This window comes from Enterobacter sp. BWH64 (assembly GCF_001037645.1).
Lineage (GTDB): Bacteria > Pseudomonadota > Gammaproteobacteria > Enterobacterales > Enterobacteriaceae > Enterobacter > Enterobacter hormaechei_C.
Window position 1 is genome coordinate 1 of the sequence record NZ_KQ089922.1, and the last position, 16,506, is coordinate 16,506.

Annotated in this window: 18 protein-coding genes and 1 riboswitch; of the genes, 12 read left to right on the forward strand and 6 right to left on the reverse strand. The window is 57.1% G+C overall.

Annotated elements, in window-relative coordinates; genetic code table 11:
- The first annotated feature begins 307 nt into the window (after positions 1-307).
- Positions 308-1,897: a bifunctional phosphoribosylaminoimidazolecarboxamide formyltransferase/IMP cyclohydrolase gene (gene purH, locus SK50_RS00005; RefSeq protein WP_017384075.1), complete on the forward strand. Its 1,590-nt coding sequence runs from the start codon at positions 308-310 to the stop codon at positions 1,895-1,897.
- Between the two features lie 15 nt (positions 1,898-1,912).
- Entirely contained in the window at positions 1,913-3,205 is a 1,293-nt protein-coding gene (gene purD, locus SK50_RS00010; protein ID WP_045328870.1) for a phosphoribosylamine--glycine ligase, read from the forward strand.
- A gap of 48 nt (positions 3,206-3,253) precedes the next feature.
- Here the strand turns inward: purD and SK50_RS00015 are convergent, their stop codons facing one another.
- From SK50_RS00015 to nudC, 6 genes are all read right to left on the reverse strand, one after another.
- Entirely contained in the window at positions 3,254-3,946 is a 693-nt protein-coding gene (locus SK50_RS00015; protein WP_017384076.1) for a DUF1481 domain-containing protein, read from the reverse strand.
- Between the two features lie 11 nt (positions 3,947-3,957).
- Entirely contained in the window at positions 3,958-4,230 is a 273-nt protein-coding gene (gene hupA, locus SK50_RS00020; protein WP_002445246.1) for a nucleoid-associated protein HU-alpha, read from the reverse strand.
- A gap of 186 nt (positions 4,231-4,416) precedes the next feature.
- Positions 4,417-5,007 (reverse strand): YjaG family protein, encoded by a 591-nt coding sequence (locus SK50_RS00025; protein ID WP_003862310.1) that lies wholly within the window; start codon positions 5,005-5,007, stop codon positions 4,417-4,419.
- Positions 5,008-5,048: 41 nt separating this feature from the next.
- Entirely contained in the window at positions 5,049-5,720 is a 672-nt protein-coding gene (gene nfi / locus SK50_RS00030) for a deoxyribonuclease V (RefSeq protein WP_003862312.1), read from the reverse strand.
- 9 nt (positions 5,721-5,729) lie between these two features.
- Positions 5,730-6,794, reverse strand: a complete 1,065-nt coding sequence (gene hemE / locus SK50_RS00035; protein ID WP_045328868.1) for a uroporphyrinogen decarboxylase — start codon at positions 6,792-6,794, stop codon at positions 5,730-5,732.
- 38 nt (positions 6,795-6,832) lie between these two features.
- Complete coding sequence (gene nudC / locus SK50_RS00040) at positions 6,833-7,606, reverse strand: NAD(+) diphosphatase (RefSeq protein ID WP_045328866.1); 774 nt, start codon at positions 7,604-7,606, stop codon at positions 6,833-6,835.
- Between the two features lie 95 nt (positions 7,607-7,701).
- On the opposite strand from nudC, the gene SK50_RS00045 reads away from it, so the two are divergent.
- The 10 genes from SK50_RS00045 to SK50_RS00090 all read left to right on the forward strand — a co-directional run bounded on the left by SK50_RS00045 (position 7,702) and on the right by SK50_RS00090 (position 16,487).
- Entirely contained in the window at positions 7,702-8,199 is a 498-nt protein-coding gene (locus tag SK50_RS00045; protein WP_017384077.1) for an Rsd/AlgQ family anti-sigma factor, read from the forward strand.
- A 54-nt stretch (positions 8,200-8,253) separates the two neighbouring features.
- Positions 8,254-8,363: riboswitch (TPP riboswitch) on the forward strand.
- A 79-nt stretch (positions 8,364-8,442) separates the two neighbouring features.
- The gene (thiC, locus tag SK50_RS00050; RefSeq protein ID WP_048228946.1) at positions 8,443-10,338 is read left to right on the forward strand and encodes a phosphomethylpyrimidine synthase ThiC; all 1,896 of its coding nucleotides are present in this window, start codon (positions 8,443-8,445) and stop codon (positions 10,336-10,338) included.
- Complete coding sequence (gene thiE / locus SK50_RS00055) at positions 10,338-10,979, forward strand: thiamine phosphate synthase (protein WP_048228949.1); 642 nt, start codon at positions 10,338-10,340, stop codon at positions 10,977-10,979. The genes thiC and thiE overlap by 1 nt, the downstream gene beginning before the upstream one ends.
- On the forward strand, positions 10,966-11,721 hold the full coding sequence (gene thiF / locus SK50_RS00060) for a thiazole biosynthesis adenylyltransferase ThiF (RefSeq protein ID WP_048228951.1): 756 nt from the start codon (positions 10,966-10,968) through the stop codon (positions 11,719-11,721). The genes thiE and thiF overlap by 14 nt, the downstream gene beginning before the upstream one ends.
- Positions 11,705-11,905 carry a sulfur carrier protein ThiS gene (thiS, locus tag SK50_RS00065; RefSeq protein ID WP_003862324.1) on the forward strand — a complete coding sequence of 67 codons (201 nt, stop codon included), beginning with the start codon at positions 11,705-11,707 and terminating at the stop codon, positions 11,903-11,905. Before thiF ends, thiS begins: the two co-directional genes overlap by 17 nt.
- 1 nt (position 11,906) lies before the next feature.
- Positions 11,907-12,674 (forward strand): thiazole synthase, encoded by a 768-nt coding sequence (gene thiG, locus SK50_RS00070; RefSeq protein ID WP_015569972.1) that lies wholly within the window; start codon positions 11,907-11,909, stop codon positions 12,672-12,674.
- Positions 12,674-13,801, forward strand: a complete 1,128-nt coding sequence (thiH, locus tag SK50_RS00075) for a 2-iminoacetate synthase ThiH (protein ID WP_015569973.1) — start codon at positions 12,674-12,676, stop codon at positions 13,799-13,801. Before thiG ends, thiH begins: the two co-directional genes overlap by 1 nt.
- A gap of 338 nt (positions 13,802-14,139) precedes the next feature.
- Entirely contained in the window at positions 14,140-15,681 is a 1,542-nt protein-coding gene (locus SK50_RS00080; RefSeq protein WP_023302916.1) for a sensor domain-containing diguanylate cyclase, read from the forward strand.
- Between the two features lie 180 nt (positions 15,682-15,861).
- Positions 15,862-16,170, forward strand: coding sequence for a PTS sugar transporter subunit IIB (locus tag SK50_RS00085; protein WP_010425948.1), 309 nt, complete (start codon positions 15,862-15,864; stop codon positions 16,168-16,170).
- Complete coding sequence (locus tag SK50_RS00090) at positions 16,170-16,487, forward strand: PTS lactose/cellobiose transporter subunit IIA (protein ID WP_003862327.1); 318 nt, start codon at positions 16,170-16,172, stop codon at positions 16,485-16,487. The genes SK50_RS00085 and SK50_RS00090 overlap by 1 nt, the downstream gene beginning before the upstream one ends.
- The last annotated feature ends 19 nt before the right edge of the window (positions 16,488-16,506 follow it).

Below are 16,506 nucleotides of genomic sequence, written 5' to 3' on the forward strand. Positions count from 1 at the left end.
TGTGAAGTGATTCACATCCGCCGTGTCGATGGAGGCGCATTATAGGGAGTTCTCCGCAGGCCGCAACCGCTAAATGACAGAAAAATGACTGACTGCTGCATTCCACAGCAAAACCCCGCCTTATACCTTTTTACGCACAGACTTATCCACAATGATACGAAAAAGTAAAAATATGCGAGCGTTGCGCAAACGTTTTCGTTAAAATGCTCGCGCTTCACAAGGATGCCTCGTCAGGTGTGTTAGATGAGTTTTTCGCTGGAAAATTCATCTAACGCTCTCTGTAATCGTGAAATCCAGGGGATTTACCATGCAACAACGTCGTCCAGTCCGCCGCGCTCTGCTCAGTGTTTCTGATAAAGCCGGTATCGTCGAATTCGCTCAGGCACTTTCCGCACGCGGTGTGGAGCTGCTTTCTACAGGTGGCACCGCGCGCCTGTTAGCAGAGAAAGGTCTGCCGGTAACCGAAGTGTCCGATTACACCGGTTTCCCGGAAATGATGGATGGACGCGTCAAAACCCTGCATCCGAAAGTGCACGGCGGTATTCTGGGCCGTCGCGGTCAGGACGACAGCATTATGGAGCAGCACAATATTGCCCCCATCGACATGGTGGTCGTTAACCTCTACCCGTTCGCCCAGACCGTTGCCCGCGAAGGCTGTTCTCTGGAAGACGCTGTTGAGAATATCGACATCGGCGGCCCGACCATGGTGCGCTCCGCAGCCAAGAACCATAAAGATGTGGCCATCGTGGTAAAGAGTAGTGACTACAACGCCATTATTAATGAGATGGATGCCAACGAAGGGTCCCTGACGCTTGAAACGCGTTTCGATCTCGCCATCAAAGCCTTCGAGCATACCGCCGCCTACGACAGCATGATCGCCAACTACTTCGGTAGCCTGGTACCTGCCTACCACGGTGAAAGCAAAGATCCTTCTGGCCGCTTCCCGCGCACCCTGAATCTGAACTTCATTAAGAAGCAGGATATGCGTTACGGCGAGAACAGCCACCAGCAGGCTGCCTTCTATATAGAAGAAGAGGTAAAAGAAGCCTCTGTAGCGACTGCCCAGCAGGTACAGGGCAAAGCCCTCTCCTATAACAACATTGCCGATACCGACGCCGCGCTGGAATGCGTGAAAGAGTTCAGCGAGCCAGCCTGCGTTATCGTCAAGCACGCCAACCCATGCGGCGTTGCGGTAAGTGCGTCTATTCTGGAAGCTTACGATCGCGCCTACAAAACCGACCCGACCTCCGCGTTCGGCGGCATTATCGCCTTCAACCGCGAGCTGGATGCGGAAACCGCGCAGGCCATCATCTCCCGTCAGTTTGTCGAAGTGATCATCGCGCCATCAGCATCCGAAGAGGCGCTGAAAATCACCGCGGCGAAACAGAACGTGCGCGTACTGGTTTGCGGCCAGTGGGCAGAACGCGTCCCGGGCCTGGACTTCAAGCGCGTGAACGGCGGGCTGCTGGTTCAGGACCGCGATCTGGGTATGGTGGGCGAAGCCGATCTGCGTGTCGTCACCAAACGTCAGCCAACCGAGCAGGAACTGCGTGACGCGCTGTTCTGCTGGAAAGTGGCGAAGTTTGTGAAATCCAACGCCATCGTCTACGCCAAAGAGAACATGACCATCGGAATAGGCGCAGGCCAGATGAGCCGCGTTTACTCTGCGAAAATCGCGGGTATTAAAGCAGGTGACGAAGGTCTGGAAGTCAAAGGTTCCGCCATGGCCTCTGACGCCTTCTTCCCGTTCCGCGACGGTATCGATGCGGCCGCTGCTGTGGGCATCACCTGTGTGATCCAGCCTGGCGGTTCAATCCGTGATGACGAAGTGATTGCCGCTGCCGACGAGCATGGCATCGCAATGATCTTCACCGACATGCGCCACTTCCGCCATTAATTCCCGGAGCAGAAAATGAAAGTATTAGTGATTGGTAACGGCGGGCGCGAGCACGCCCTGGCGTGGAAAGCAGCGCAGTCTCCGCAGGTTGAAACCGTCTTTGTGGCACCGGGTAACGCCGGGACCGCGCTGGAGCCCGCGCTACAGAACGTCGCCATCGGCGTAACCGACATCCCGGCGCTGCTGAGCTTTGCCCAAAACGAGAATATCGATCTGACGATTGTTGGCCCGGAAGCACCGCTGGTGATCGGCGTTGTAGATGCCTTCCGCGCCGCGGGCCTGAAAATTTTCGGCCCAACGGAAGGGGCTGCGCAGCTGGAAGGCTCAAAAGCCTTCACCAAAGATTTTCTCGCGCGTCATAACATCCCGACGGCGGAATATCAGAACTTCACCGAGGTAGAGCCTGCTCTGGCTTACCTGCGTGAAAAAGGCGCGCCGATTGTGATCAAAGCCGACGGCCTGGCTGCCGGGAAAGGCGTTATCGTGGCGATGACCCTCGAAGAAGCGGAAGCCGCCGTGCAGGATATGCTGGCGGGTAACGCCTTTGGCGACGCGGGCCACCGCATCGTGATTGAAGAGTTCCTCGACGGCGAAGAAGCGAGTTTTATCGTGATGGTTGACGGCGAGCACGTTCTGCCGATGGCGACCAGCCAGGATCACAAGCGCGTAGGCAATGCCGACACGGGGCCAAACACCGGCGGGATGGGAGCTTACTCCCCTGCTCCGGTGGTCACTGACGAAGTACACCAGCGCACCATGGACCGCATCATCTGGCCAACCGTGAAGGGGATGGCTGCGGAAGGCAATACCTACACCGGTTTCCTTTACGCAGGCCTGATGATCGACAAGGAGGGTAACCCGAAGGTGATTGAATTCAACTGCCGCTTCGGCGATCCGGAAACCCAGCCGATCATGCTGCGCATGAAGTCCGATCTGGTTGATCTGTGTCTGGCGGCGTGCGAAGGCAAGCTGGACGAGAAAACTTCCGAGTGGGACGAGCGAGCCTCTTTAGGTGTGGTGATTGCTGCGGGTGGCTATCCGGGTAGCTACAACACCGGAGATGAGATCCACGGCCTGCCGCTGGAAGAGATTGACGGTGCGAAGGTGTTCCACGCCGGTACAAAGCTCTCTGACGACGACCGCGTGCTCACCAACGGCGGTCGCGTGCTGTGTGCGACCGCGCTGGGCCAGACCGTGGCAGAGGCGCAGAAGCGCGCCTATGCGCTGATGGCGGATATTCACTGGAATGGCAGCTTCAGCCGCCAGGATATCGGCTATCGTGCCATTGCGCGGGAGCAGGGAGAGTAATTTCACACCCTCACCCTAACCCTCTCCCACAGGGAGAGGGGATTTACGTCAGAAACTCTTCTCTGTCGGCTGCCAGGTGCAGAAATCTTCATTCGCCACCAGCAACAGCTGAGAGCCTTCCGGCGCTTCCAGCCATGCCACACTCACCTCCACAGATGAATGCCGCTGACGACGCTGAATGTGTTCGGTTGCCCAGGATTCAAGCTCAGGCTTCACTGTCTGCCCTTCGCAGGTGGTCACCGTGCCGTCGGCATGCCAGCGCCCCTGGCGCAGCACCACGCGGCCCTGACGCAGCGCATCGCTGGTCTGGCGGAGTTGTTCAGCACGGTAGCGGTAGAGAGCGACCTGATCGCTGGAAAGCTGCTGTTTCAGTCCACTGACCTCATGCTGCATAAAGCTCAGCTCGCCGTGGTCGTCGAAACGCACCTTCACGTGTTCGGGAGTCTTACTGTAGATATTCAGTTCAATGAGCGACAGCGCATCGCCCTGCCAGCGGTATTCTGCGGTCGAGGTGTTGCCGTTATGCCACGGGCTGAATGCGGTGAGCATATGGACTTCATCGCTGGAATCTTTGCGCCAGATCCTGACCGCACCCTGGTTGTCAGCATAGCCGCTGGCGGTAAACGGGGGGAGTGAGGAATCATGGCTACAGGCAGACAGCAACAGTACGCCTGCCAGCGCGAGCGTTCCACGCCAGAATGACAAAAGGGGCGTTGCCGCCCCTTCGTTAAAACTGTTCACTGCCACGCGTCTTACTTAACTGCGTCTTTCAGTGCTTTACCAGAAACAAATGCCGGCACGTTAGCTGCGGCGATTTTGATTTCTTTACCGGTCTGCGGGTTGCGGCCAGTACGCTCAGCGCGGTGGTTCACTTTGAAGGTACCGAAACCAACCAGTTGTACAGCATCGCCTTCTTTCAGAGACTCAGTAATAGCAGCCAGGGTAGATTCCAGAGCAGCTTTAGCCTGCACTTTAGACAGATCAGCCTTGTCCGCAATTACATCAATCAGTTGAGTCTTGTTCATAAGTTATCCTTTCAATGTGTTTATCGCTTGCTAAGCATCGAGTGCGACGAAAATGCCAAAAAAGCACTCTCCTGCATACACGCACCGATAGCCACTTTTTTTCGCCCCCCAAATGTAGACCAGACGGGGGGCGAAAGGGAAGAGTCGAGGAGTGACAAAACAGGCGTTAAATCACGTTTTGTTGTCTCATTGGTTAAAAATTATACCAATATTGCTCTCGCCGGCCTCGCGAAGGTCCGCGCGAAGCCCTTTGATCAGCTCAATATCACGTTCTTCACACTCCGCCAGCAGACGGAAAATTTCCCACTGAATATCCCATTCCTGTTCAACCGCCGGGTTAGCACGCAGCTCCTCGTCGGTCATTTCACGGCCTTCCTGGGTCATTTCCAGCATCGCAACGGTGGTAATGGATGCCTTACTGACTTCAATGGCGTGTTCCAGGGTTTCACCGCTCAGACGGGAGTGGATCAGCTCGCTCAACGCCACACAGGCATCAATGGCCGGGTAGACGCCATACAGGTCGAAATCATCCGCAGCCGGAATAGCCTCTTCCAGCTTTTCGAGCTGAGAGTCAAAATTTACCTTCGCATCTTTGACCGTCAGCGTCTCCCAGATTAAATCCAGGATACGACGATAAATCTGGCCTTCGCCAAACGCCGTCTGCTTGCAGAACGCGGCATAGTTGGGATACATGCGCTCGCATAGGCAAGCCATAAACGTCACGTGCTGCCAGCTTTCCAGCTTCTCAAGGCGCAGATGAATCGGGTTTTGTAACATGATGATGTCTCGAATCGAAAATTAGCCGCAGTTTACCTGAATCACGGCTGAATTTCCTGCCAACGAATGAATGCCGGACGTGAAGAGGCCACGGCGTCGGCCCAGCGGGTTGGCTCCGGTAAACGGTAGCCCTTCATACAGCGTTGCACCCACGCCAGGGCGCTATCCATGCTGACCCGATGCCCGGTGGCGATAAACAACGGGTTGCAGCGCGCTTTACTGCGCCAGACCCACGCCAGCTGCTCGCCTTTATGGATAAGCGGCGCCAGCGCGCCCGGTTCGGCAGAGAGCGGCTCAAACGCGCCGCACAGGCGTTTTTTCGCTACGCCGATGGTCGGCACGTCCACCAGCAGACCAAAGTGGCTGGCGACGCCTAAGCGACGCGGATGGGAGATACCATGCCCATCAACAAACAGTAGATCGGGTTTTTGCGAGAGTTGCTCCCACGCGGCCAGCAGCGCGGGATATTCGCGGAAGGAGAGAAAGCCGGGGATATAGGGCATGGTGGTGGCGATACGCGCCACCTTGTACTCCACCAGCTCCAGCGAAGGGTATTTCAGCACCACCATCGCCGCTCGCGTCACTTCACCGCCCTGCTCAAACCCGACGTCCGCCCCGCCAATGTACCGCGGAGGGTCCGTATCCAGACGATCCTCGCGGATCACTGATGAAGCCAGTTCGATTTGCTGAGCGCGTAGCGACGCGAGATCCATAACCACTCCTTACTTATGATACTGGGCAGAAAGCCGATGCACCGCCTCCACAAATACGCCAGCGTGTTCTGGCGGTACATCCTGATGAATACCGTGACCGAGGTTGAAGACGTGGCCTTCGCCCTGGCCGAAACCAGACAGTATAGTCGACACTTCTTCTTCAATGCGGGCAGGCTGCGCATAGAGCATGGACGGATCCATGTTGCCCTGGAGCGCCACTTTGTCCCCCACGCGACGGCGAGCATCGGCAATATCGGTGGTCCAGTCGAGGCCCAGCGCGTCGCAGCCGGTGGCCGCCATCGCTTCCAGCCACTGACCGCCGCCTTTGGTAAACAGCGTCACCGGCACGCGACGGCCTTCGTTTTCACGCAGCAGGCCATCGACAATTTTGTGCATGTAGTACAGGGAGAACTGCTGATAATCACGTCCGGTCAGCACGCCGCCCCAGGTGTCGAAAATCATCACCGACTGCACGCCCGCTTTAATCTGCGCGTTGAGATAGAGCGTGACGCTCTTCGCCAGCTTGTCGAGCAGGGCATGCAGGGCCAGCGGCTCGGCGTACATCATCTTTTTGATGACGGTAAAGGCTTTGCTGCTGCCGCCTTCCACCATGTAGGTGGCCAGCGTCCACGGACTACCGGAGAAGCCTATCAGCGGCACGTCGCCTTTCAGTTCGCGGCGAATGGTGCGCACGGCGTTCATCACATAGCCCAGCTCGCCTTCAGGATCGGGGATCGGCAGCTTATCAACGTCAGCTTTGCTTTTGATCGGAGAGGTAAAACGCGGGCCTTCTCCGGTTTCGAAATAGAGCCCAAGGCCCATCGCATCCGGAATGGTGAGAATGTCCGAAAAAAGAATGGCGGCATCGAGCGGGAAGCGGCGCAGCGGCTGGAGCGTCACTTCACAGGCCAGCTCGGCGTTTTTGCACAGCGACATAAAATCGCCTGCCTGCGCGCGCGTGGCTTTGTACTCTGGCAGATAGCGTCCCGCCTGGCGCATCATCCACACCGGGGTGACATCAACGGGCTGGCGCAGCAGCGCACGCAGATAACGATCGTTCTTCAGTTCGGTCATTTTGCAGTTCCTTATTGCGTCAGTCCGTCAGTGTAACACTACTCATACTCGGCCCGACACATTGCCACGGTATCTTCTATCAGGCGACGCGCCACCGTTCCCGGCGGGGGCAGCAGCGGTAAATCGTCGTAGCGATACCAGTTCGCCTCCAGCAGCTCTTTCTGATCGATAACAATCTCGCCGCTGTCGTATTCCGCCATAAACGCGGTCATCAGGGACATCGGGAACGGCCACGGCTGCGACGTCACATAGCGCAGGTTTTTCACCTTAATGCCGCTCTCCTCCATCACCTCGCGCGCCACCGCCTGTTCCAGCGTTTCGCCGACTTCCACGAACCCGGCGAGGACGGTGTGAATGCCGTTGCGATGGCGGGTATGCTGCGCCAGCAGGATGGAATCATCACGGCGGATGGCGACAATGATGCACGGTGCGATTTGCGGGTAGTAGCGTTCACGGCAGTGGCCGCAGAGCATTGCCCACTCGGTTTTGCTCGGGTGCATGGTGTGGCCGCAGTAGCCGCAGTATTTGTGCGAGCGGTAAAACTCCGCCAGCTGCACGCCGCGCCCCGCCAGCTGGAACAGGCCGACATCCCGATCCAACACCTGACGAACGGATCCCATATCCTGACGACGAGCCAGTTGGATCAACCATACCGGATCGCCCTGCCACTCGCCGATCCGCAGCGCCGGTTGGCCGACGAGATCGAAGATGTCTGCCGCACCGTAGGGTATCTCCCCACCGGGCAGCCATAATTTTTGTTCGTGACTGACGATCCACCAACCCAGATCTGATTTTTCAATAATACGATCCATATCTATTGCACTACCTTCGCTTCACTGACATGTTGTTAGCATTATGGTTACATTTTGGATAAGCAGATCCCATTCTAAACCTTATGGAGTCGACCATGTTAAACCAGCTGGAAAGCCTGACTGAGCGCGTTGGAGGAAGTAACACCCTGGTGGATCGCTGGCTACATGTGCGCAAGCATCTACTCGTGGCGTATTACAATCTGGTTGGTCTTAAGCCTGGCAAAGAATCCTTTATGCGGCTGAATGAAAAAGCGCTGGACGACTTCTGTCAGAGCCTGGTCGACTACCTTTCCGACGGCCATTTCAACCTTTATGAACGCATTATCCGCGAAATGGAAGGGACAACGCCGTATTTAGCGGCCAGCAAACTCTGTCCGCTGCTGGAAGCCAACACCCAGCAGATCATGGACTACTACGATTCCACGCTAGAGAACGCTATCGATCACGATAACTATCTTGAGTTTCAGCAGGCGCTTTCCGATCTTGGCGAAGCGCTGGAAGAGCGATTCACGCTGGAAGACAAGCTCATCGCCCTCGTGCTGGACAACAACCTGAATATCAGCACCAGCGATAACGTTGCGCGCCCTGCTTGAGTTCTTAATCGTTAACGAGTAATTTACAACCATTCGCCCCTCTCACGAGGGGGATTTTTCTTGTCGGAGTGCCCAGTGTGAAAGCACGGGCTGAGACCGTTAATTCGGGATCCGCGGAACCTGATCAGGTTAATACCTGCGAAGGGAACAAGAGTCACACTGCTGTTGTATCGCCCCTGAGGCGATCTTCTCTTGCTTCATCCGTCGTCTGACAAGCCATGTCCTTCACATCTGGAATGAGCTATGTCTACAACAAAACTGACCCGCCGCGAACAGCGCGAACACGCACAACGCTTCATCGACACCCTGGAAGGCACCGCTTTCCCGAACTCAACGCGCATCTACATCACCGGTTCACAGGCTGATATCCGCGTGCCGATGCGCGAAATCCAGCTCAGCCCGACGCTTATCGGCGGCAGCAAAGAAAACCCGCAGTTTGAAGACAACGAAGCCGTGCCGGTGTATGACACCTCCGGCCCGTACGGCGACCCTTCTGTTGCTATCAACGTACAGCAGGGTCTGGCAAAACTGCGCCAGCCGTGGATTGACGCCCGTAACGACTGCGAAGAACTGAGCGTGCGCAGCTCGGCGTATACCAACGCGCGCCTGGCCGACGACGGTCTGGACGCGCTGCGCTTTACCGGCCTGCTGACGCCGAAACGCGCTAAAGCGGGCAAATGCGTCACCCAGCTGCACTACGCGCGCCAGGGTATCGTCACGCCGGAGATGGAGTTCATCGCCATCCGCGAAAACATGGGCCGCGAGCGCATCCGCAGCGAAGTGCTGCGCCACCAGCATCCTGGTGAAGGGTTTGGCGCTCGCCTGCCGGAAAACATCACGCCGGAATTTGTGCGTGACGAAGTGGCCGCCGGGCGCGCCATTATCCCCGCCAACATCAACCACCCGGAATCCGAGCCGATGATTATCGGCCGCAACTTCCTGGTGAAGGTCAACGCCAACATCGGCAACTCAGCGGTGACGTCATCCATCGAAGAAGAGGTGGAAAAGCTGGTCTGGTCGACGCGCTGGGGCGCGGACACGGTGATGGACCTTTCCACTGGCCGCTATATTCATGAGACCCGCGAGTGGATCCTGCGTAACAGCCCGGTGCCGATTGGCACCGTCCCGATTTATCAGGCGCTGGAGAAGGTCAACGGCATCGCCGAAAACCTCACCTGGGAAGCGTTCCGCGACACGCTGCTGGAGCAGGCCGAGCAGGGCGTGGACTACTTCACCATCCACGCGGGCGTGCTGCTGCGCTACGTGCCGATGACGGCGAAACGTCTGACCGGTATCGTCTCACGCGGCGGTTCGATTATGGCGAAATGGTGCCTTTCCCATCATCAGGAAAACTTCCTCTACGAACACTTCCGCGAAATCTGCGAAATTTGCGCCGCGTACGACGTCTCCCTGTCGCTGGGCGACGGCCTGCGTCCTGGCTCCATCCGCGATGCTAACGACGAGGCGCAGTTTGCCGAGCTGCACACGCTGGGCGAGCTGACCAAAATCGCCTGGGAGTACGACGTGCAGGTGATGACTGAAGGCCCGGGCCATGTGCCGATGCAGATGATCCGTCGCAACATGACCGAGGAGCTGGAGCACTGCCACGAAGCACCGTTCTACACCCTGGGGCCGTTGACCACCGATATTGCGCCGGGCTACGACCACTTCACGTCAGGCATTGGCGCGGCGATGATCGGCTGGTTCGGCTGCGCCATGCTCTGCTACGTGACGCCGAAAGAGCACCTCGGGCTGCCAAACAAAGAGGACGTGAAGCAGGGGCTGATCACCTACAAGATTGCCGCCCACGCGGCGGATCTGGCGAAAGGCCATCCGGGCGCGCAAATTCGCGACAACGCCATGTCCAAAGCGCGCTTTGAATTCCGCTGGGAAGACCAGTTTAACCTGGCCCTCGATCCGTTCACCGCCCGCGCCTATCACGACGAAACCCTGCCGCAGGAATCGGGCAAAGTTGCGCACTTCTGCTCCATGTGCGGACCTAAATTCTGCTCGATGAAAATCAGCCAGGAAGTACGCGATTACGCCGCCGCGCAGACCATTGAAGTCGGCATGGCGGACATGTCGGAAACCTTCCGCGCGAAAGGCGGCGAAATCTACCTCAAAAAGGAGGAGGCGTAATGTACCAGCCCGATTTCCCCTCCGTGCCCTTCCGCTTAGGGATTTACCCGGTGGTGGACAGCGTGGCGTGGATCGCTCGCCTACTGGAGGCAGGCGTTCGCACGATCCAGCTACGCATCAAGGATAAACGCGATGAAGAGGTGGAGGCCGACGTGATCGCCGCTATCGCGCTGGGACGTCGCTACCACGCCCGCCTGTTTATCAACGACTACTGGCGGCTGGCGGTTAAACACCAGGCGTACGGCGTGCATCTGGGACAGGAAGATCTGGAAACGACCGATCTCAACGCGATCCGTGACGCCGGTCTGCGGCTGGGCGTCTCCACCCACGACGATATGGAGATCGACGTGGCGCTGGCGGCCCGCCCCTCTTACATCGCGCTCGGGCACGTTTTCCCAACGCAAACCAAACAGATGCCGTCCGCTCCACAGGGTTTGACGCAGCTGGCGGCCCACGTTAAGCGCCTTGCCGATTACCCCACCGTTGCCATCGGCGGGATCAGCCTTGAACGTGCGCCCGCGGTGCTGGAGACCGGCGTCGGCAGTATCGCCGTCGTCAGCGCTATCACCCAGGCGGCAGACTGGCAGGCCGCCACCGCGCAGCTTTTACAACTGGCAGGAGCAGGTGATGAAAGATCGTGATTTTATGCGTTACAGCCGCCAGATCCTGCTGGAGGATATCGCCATCGAGGGGCAGCAAAAGCTGCTCGCCAGCCGGGTACTGATTGTCGGTCTGGGCGGATTAGGCACCCCCGCCGCGCTGTATCTGGCCGGCGCGGGCGTGGGCACGCTGGTGCTGGCCGATGACGACGAGGTACATCTCAGCAATCTGCAACGGCAAATTCTCTTTACGACAGAAGATATCAACCAGCCTAAAGCGCACGTTACGCGCCAGCGGCTGAACCAGCTTAACCCCGATATCGAACTGGTCGCACTCCAGACGCGGCTGAGCGGGGAAGATCTGCAACGCGAAGTGGCCCTTGCCGACGTGGTGCTGGACTGTACGGACAATATGGCGACACGTCAGGCCATCAACGCGGCCTGTGTTGCGCAGAACACGCCGCTGATCACCGCCAGCGCGGTCGGTTTCGGTGGGCAAATAATGGTGCTTACGCCGCCTTGGGCACAGGGCTGCTACCGCTGCCTGTGGCCTGACGAGGCTGAACCGGAGCGTAACTGCCGCACGGCAGGCATTCTGGGCCCGGTGGTGGGCGTGATGGGTTCTCTTCAGGCGCTGGAGGCCATCAAGTTACTCAGCGGCATGGAGACAGAACGCAACACGCTTCGGCTGTTCGATGCCCGCTCCAGCGGCTGGCGTCATCTGGCGTTAAACCGCGCCAGCCACTGCCCGGTATGCGGAGGCCGCAATGCGCATTCTGTTTAACGATGAGCCGATGACGTGCGACGACGATCTCACCGTTGCCGCCCTGCTCGACACGCTGCGCCAACTGAAGCCGGGAACGGCGCTGGCGCTCAATCAACAGATCCTGCCGCGCGAGCGGTGGGAACATCAGCAGGTCAATGAGGGCGACCAGATCCTGCTGTTTCAGGTTATCGCAGGGGGATGAGATGTTACGTATTGCCGACAAAGTCTTTGATTCACATCTGTTTACCGGAACCGGCAAATTCGCCTCCCCGCAACTGATGGTGGATGCCATTCGTGAAAGCGGCAGCCAGCTGGTGACGCTGGCGATGAAGCGCGTGGATTTGCGTCAGCACAACGATGCCATACTTGCGCCGTTACTGGAGGCAGGCGTGACGCTCTTACCGAATACCTCCGGTGCAAAAACGGCCGAGGAAGCAATTTTCGCTGCGCAACTGGCGCGAGAAGCGCTCGGCACCCGCTGGCTGAAGCTGGAAATTCATCCGGACGCCCGCTGGCTGTTGCCCGATCCGATCGAAACCCTGAAAGCGGCAGAGAAGCTGGTGCAGCAGGGATTCACCGTTCTGCCCTACTGTGGTGCCGACCCCGTTTTGTGCAAGCGTCTGGAAGAGGTCGGCTGCGCGGCCGTAATGCCGCTGGGCGCCCCCATTGGCTCCAACCAGGGGCTGGAGACCCGCGCGATGCTGGAAATCATTATTGAGCAGGCGACCGTGCCGGTGGTGGTGGATGCGGGCATCGGCGTACCCAGTCACGCCGCGCAGGCGCTGGAGATAGGGGCCGATGCGGTGCTGGTCAATACCGCGATTGCGGTGGCCGACGACCCGGTGATGATGGCGCGTGCGTTCCGCCTTGCCGTGGAGTCCGGTCTGCTGGCTCGGCAGTCCGGCCCCGGCTCGCGCAGTGTTCAGGCGCAGGCCACCAGCCCGCTGACCGATTTTCTGGAGGCGCTCTGATGGCTACCTTTACCGATCGCTGGCGTCAGCTTAACTGGGACGATATTGCCTTACGCATCAACAGTAAAACCTCTGCGGACGTAGAGCGGGCATTAACAGCCAAACATTTGACGCGCGAGGATTTGATGGCCCTGCTTTCTCCGGCAGCCAGCGCGTACCTTGAACCGATGGCCCAGCGCGCGCAACGCCTCACCCGCCAGCGTTTTGGCAACACGGTGAGCTTTTACGTGCCGCTCTATCTTTCTAATCTGTGCGCCAATGACTGCACCTACTGTGGTTTCTCCATGAGCAACCGTATTAAGCGTAAAACGCTGGATGAGCATGAGATCGCCCGCGAGTGTGCGGCTATTCGTGAGATGGGTTTTGAACATCTCCTGCTGGTGACGGGTGAACATCAGGGCAAAGTGGGGATGGACTATTTTCGCCAGCATCTTCCGGCCATCCGCCGCGAATTTGCCTCGTTGCAAATGGAAGTGCAGCCTCTGTCGCAGGAGGAATATGCGGAGCTGAAAACCCTCGGGCTGGACGGCGTAATGGTTTATCAGGAAACCTACCATGAGGCGACCTATGCCCGGCATCACCTGAAAGGGAAGAAGCAGGATTTCATCTTCCGGCTGGAAACGCCGGACAGGCTGGGGCGCGCCGGTATCGATAAAATTGGGCTGGGCGCGCTTATCGGTCTGTCCGACAGCTGGCGGGTGGACTGCTATATGGTGGCGGAGCATCTGCTGTGGCTACAGCAGCAGTACTGGCAAAGCCGCTATTCCATCTCTTTCCCGCGGCTGCGTCCCTGTACGGGAGGCGTTGAACCCGCCTCGCTGATGGATGAGCGCCAGCTGGTGCAAACCCTGTGTGCATTTCGCCTGTTCGCGCCGGAAGTGGAATTGTCGCTCTCCACGCGTGAATCCCCCGCGTTTCGCGATCGCGCGATCCCGCTGGCGATCAATAACGTCAGCGCCTTTTCCAAAACGCAGCCGGGCGGTTACGCGGACGATCACCCGGAACTGGAACAGTTTGCACCGCACGACGGCCGACGGCCCGAAGCGGTGGCGGAAGCCCTGACTGCGCAGGGGCTACAGCCGGTGTGGAAAGACTGGGATAGCTGGCTGGGAAGAGCCTCGCATTAGCGCTGAAACTGTCTGCAAAAATGCGAAAAGGTTACGAGGCGGCTCGTAAGATCATAACCGGGCGATTGAGGCGATCTGCCCGGTTTTCTTATGCTTAACCACGTCAGCAACGGACGCTGACCAGGGTGAAAATGCTTCTTCCTCGTTTCGCCCTGCCCTCCGCCTCTTAAACAAAATTCAATTGATACAATAAATACGTCGTTTCTTATCTACGCTTAAGATAAATCATCTCGTCGGTAATCGCCTTCTGTATAATTTACTACCAGCAACCGGACAGCGACTATGCTGAGGGTATCGACAGACGCAACGCGTCTACCATCTGGATTGATGTACAACTCATGGCACTCCACAGTAAAAAGCTCTCTTTTACCCGGCCAATTATGGTCAGCTTCGCGGGGATCCTGTTCAGTTTCGCGCTGATCGCCATCCTGGTCATCCTTTCACAGAGAAAGGATTTTCTTGAGGATTATCATAAAATTAATGGTAATTTCACCCATAATCTGGCGGTGAACTATACCGAATCCATCCTGCGAGAAAATGACTATATTCTTGGTCGCGCTGCGATGTACTTCGCCCGTAACGACAGAGTAAATCAGACAATAAATATCGATCCGACACACGGTTTGCAGATGTTGATGCATTTGCAGAACCTGATGCCGACGGTGTCGTCTATCTCTCTGGCGGACACAGAAGGGCGCCATCTGCGCGCGCCGGAAGTGCTGCCAACGGAGAAAAGTAAGTCGTTCGACGCCAGAACCCGCCCATGGTTTGTCGGGCAAGCGGAAGCCAGCAACTTTCCTCACTACACCCGCCCCTATCTGGACTATTTCACCCAACATCCTACTGTCACCCTCTATAAGCCGGTCATTTCACCGGAAGGCCGTCTGAAGGGCACGCTCGCTTTCCATCTTGATTTAACGTCCATGGGGTATACCCTGCGCCAGATGGTGGCGCCGGTTCAGGGTGAGTTTTTTGTCGTGGAGCGTGACGGCGCCGTTGTGCTGCATCCGGACACGGGGGCGCTCTTTAAGCAGTACGTAAGCGAAGCGCTGATGGACAAAATGACCAGCGGCGAAGGCCATCTTTTCGACCCCAAAAGTAAAACCTGGTATTACTACTACTCTTTCACCAATCCGGACTGGTTTGTGATTTATCGGGTCTCCGATGCCACGCTTAACGTCATCACCCGGCATGAAACCACCGTCGTCGGCTGGGGATTTGCGCTGGCGGCAATCATCATCATTTTGTTCGGGCTTTACCTTCGTCATGCCTCGCGTTCTGTGCTGATGAACATTATCAACGCCATCAAAACCGGCGACGTCAACCAGGCGCCACGCCTTGAGGCGATGCTCAGCCATACCATTCGAACCAATAAAGAACGCGAGCTGGCCTATGTCCGTCAGGCCACCCATGATGCGCTGACAGGCTGCAAAAATCGCCGTGCGTTCGATAACGATGTGGATGAGCTGCTGACCGCTCATCAACCCTTCGTTCTGGCGCTGATCGACATCGATAACTTCAAATCCATTAACGACACCTGGGGCCACCTGAGCGGGGATATTGTGCTGCGCAACGTGGCGCGGGAAGGTATTCAGATCATGCAGCCGCACCACGTTTCCGTTTACCGCTACGGTGGAGAAGAGTTCGGCGTGATATTCCCGGCCGAGCTGATGAACTCCGCGCACGCGCTACTGGAAGCCTGGCGCACCGCCGTTGAAAAGCGGACCTGGCGGGAAGAGAACCTGCGAGTGACCTTCAGCGCCGGGATGGGAGAGTGGCACTTCGAACCGCTGGAACAATTTATCGGTAGCGTAGATGAAGCGCTGTATACCGCTAAACAACAGGGTAAAAACCGCATCGTAAGCACGGCCTGCCGATAATACCCTTCCTCAAATTCTGCCCGATCTGACGGGCAGAATGCTCTCCGCTGTAAAATTGTAACCGGTTTCAGAAAAATGCCGATTTCTTTGTGATGCCTGACACACAATCGCGGTAAAGCGGTTGTTGAAGCGGTCTGCACGGGATAATTATCAATAAACACATGTAGATCGAGGCTGACTATGAAGAACATCGTTTTATGCTGTGCAGCGGGAATGTCAACCAGCATGCTGGTTCAACGTATGAAAGATGCCGCGCAGAAAAAAGGAGTCGAAGTAACCATTAAAGCCGTTCCGGTCGCGGAGTTTAAAGATAACATCGCGACGGCTGATATCGTATTACTGGGGCCACAGGTTAAATACGAACAGGCAAAACTCCAGGCGCAGGCCGATCCGCTCGGAAAAAAGGTTGCGGTCATCGACATGATGGATTACGGCATGATGAAAGGTGATGCCGTACTGGAAAAAGCGCTCAAACTTCTGGAGTCATAATGGAAGACTTAGAAACCACGATTATGGAACTGCTTGTCAACGCAGGCGCAGCGCGCAGCGCGGCCCTGACGGCGTTGCAGATGGCGCGAAAAGGCGACTTTGATGAAGCCGAGAAAGCGATGGAAGAATCGCGTGAATATGTGAAACATGCGCATACGATCCAGACGCAGCTTATCGGTCTTGATGAAGGGACCGGGAAACTTCCGGTTAACCTGATCACCGTTCACTCTCAGGATCACCTGATGAACGCGATGGTTATTCAGGATCTGGCGGGCGATATGATTGAGCTTTATCGACGTATCCCGTTAGTGAACTGAAGACATACAGATGTAAAAA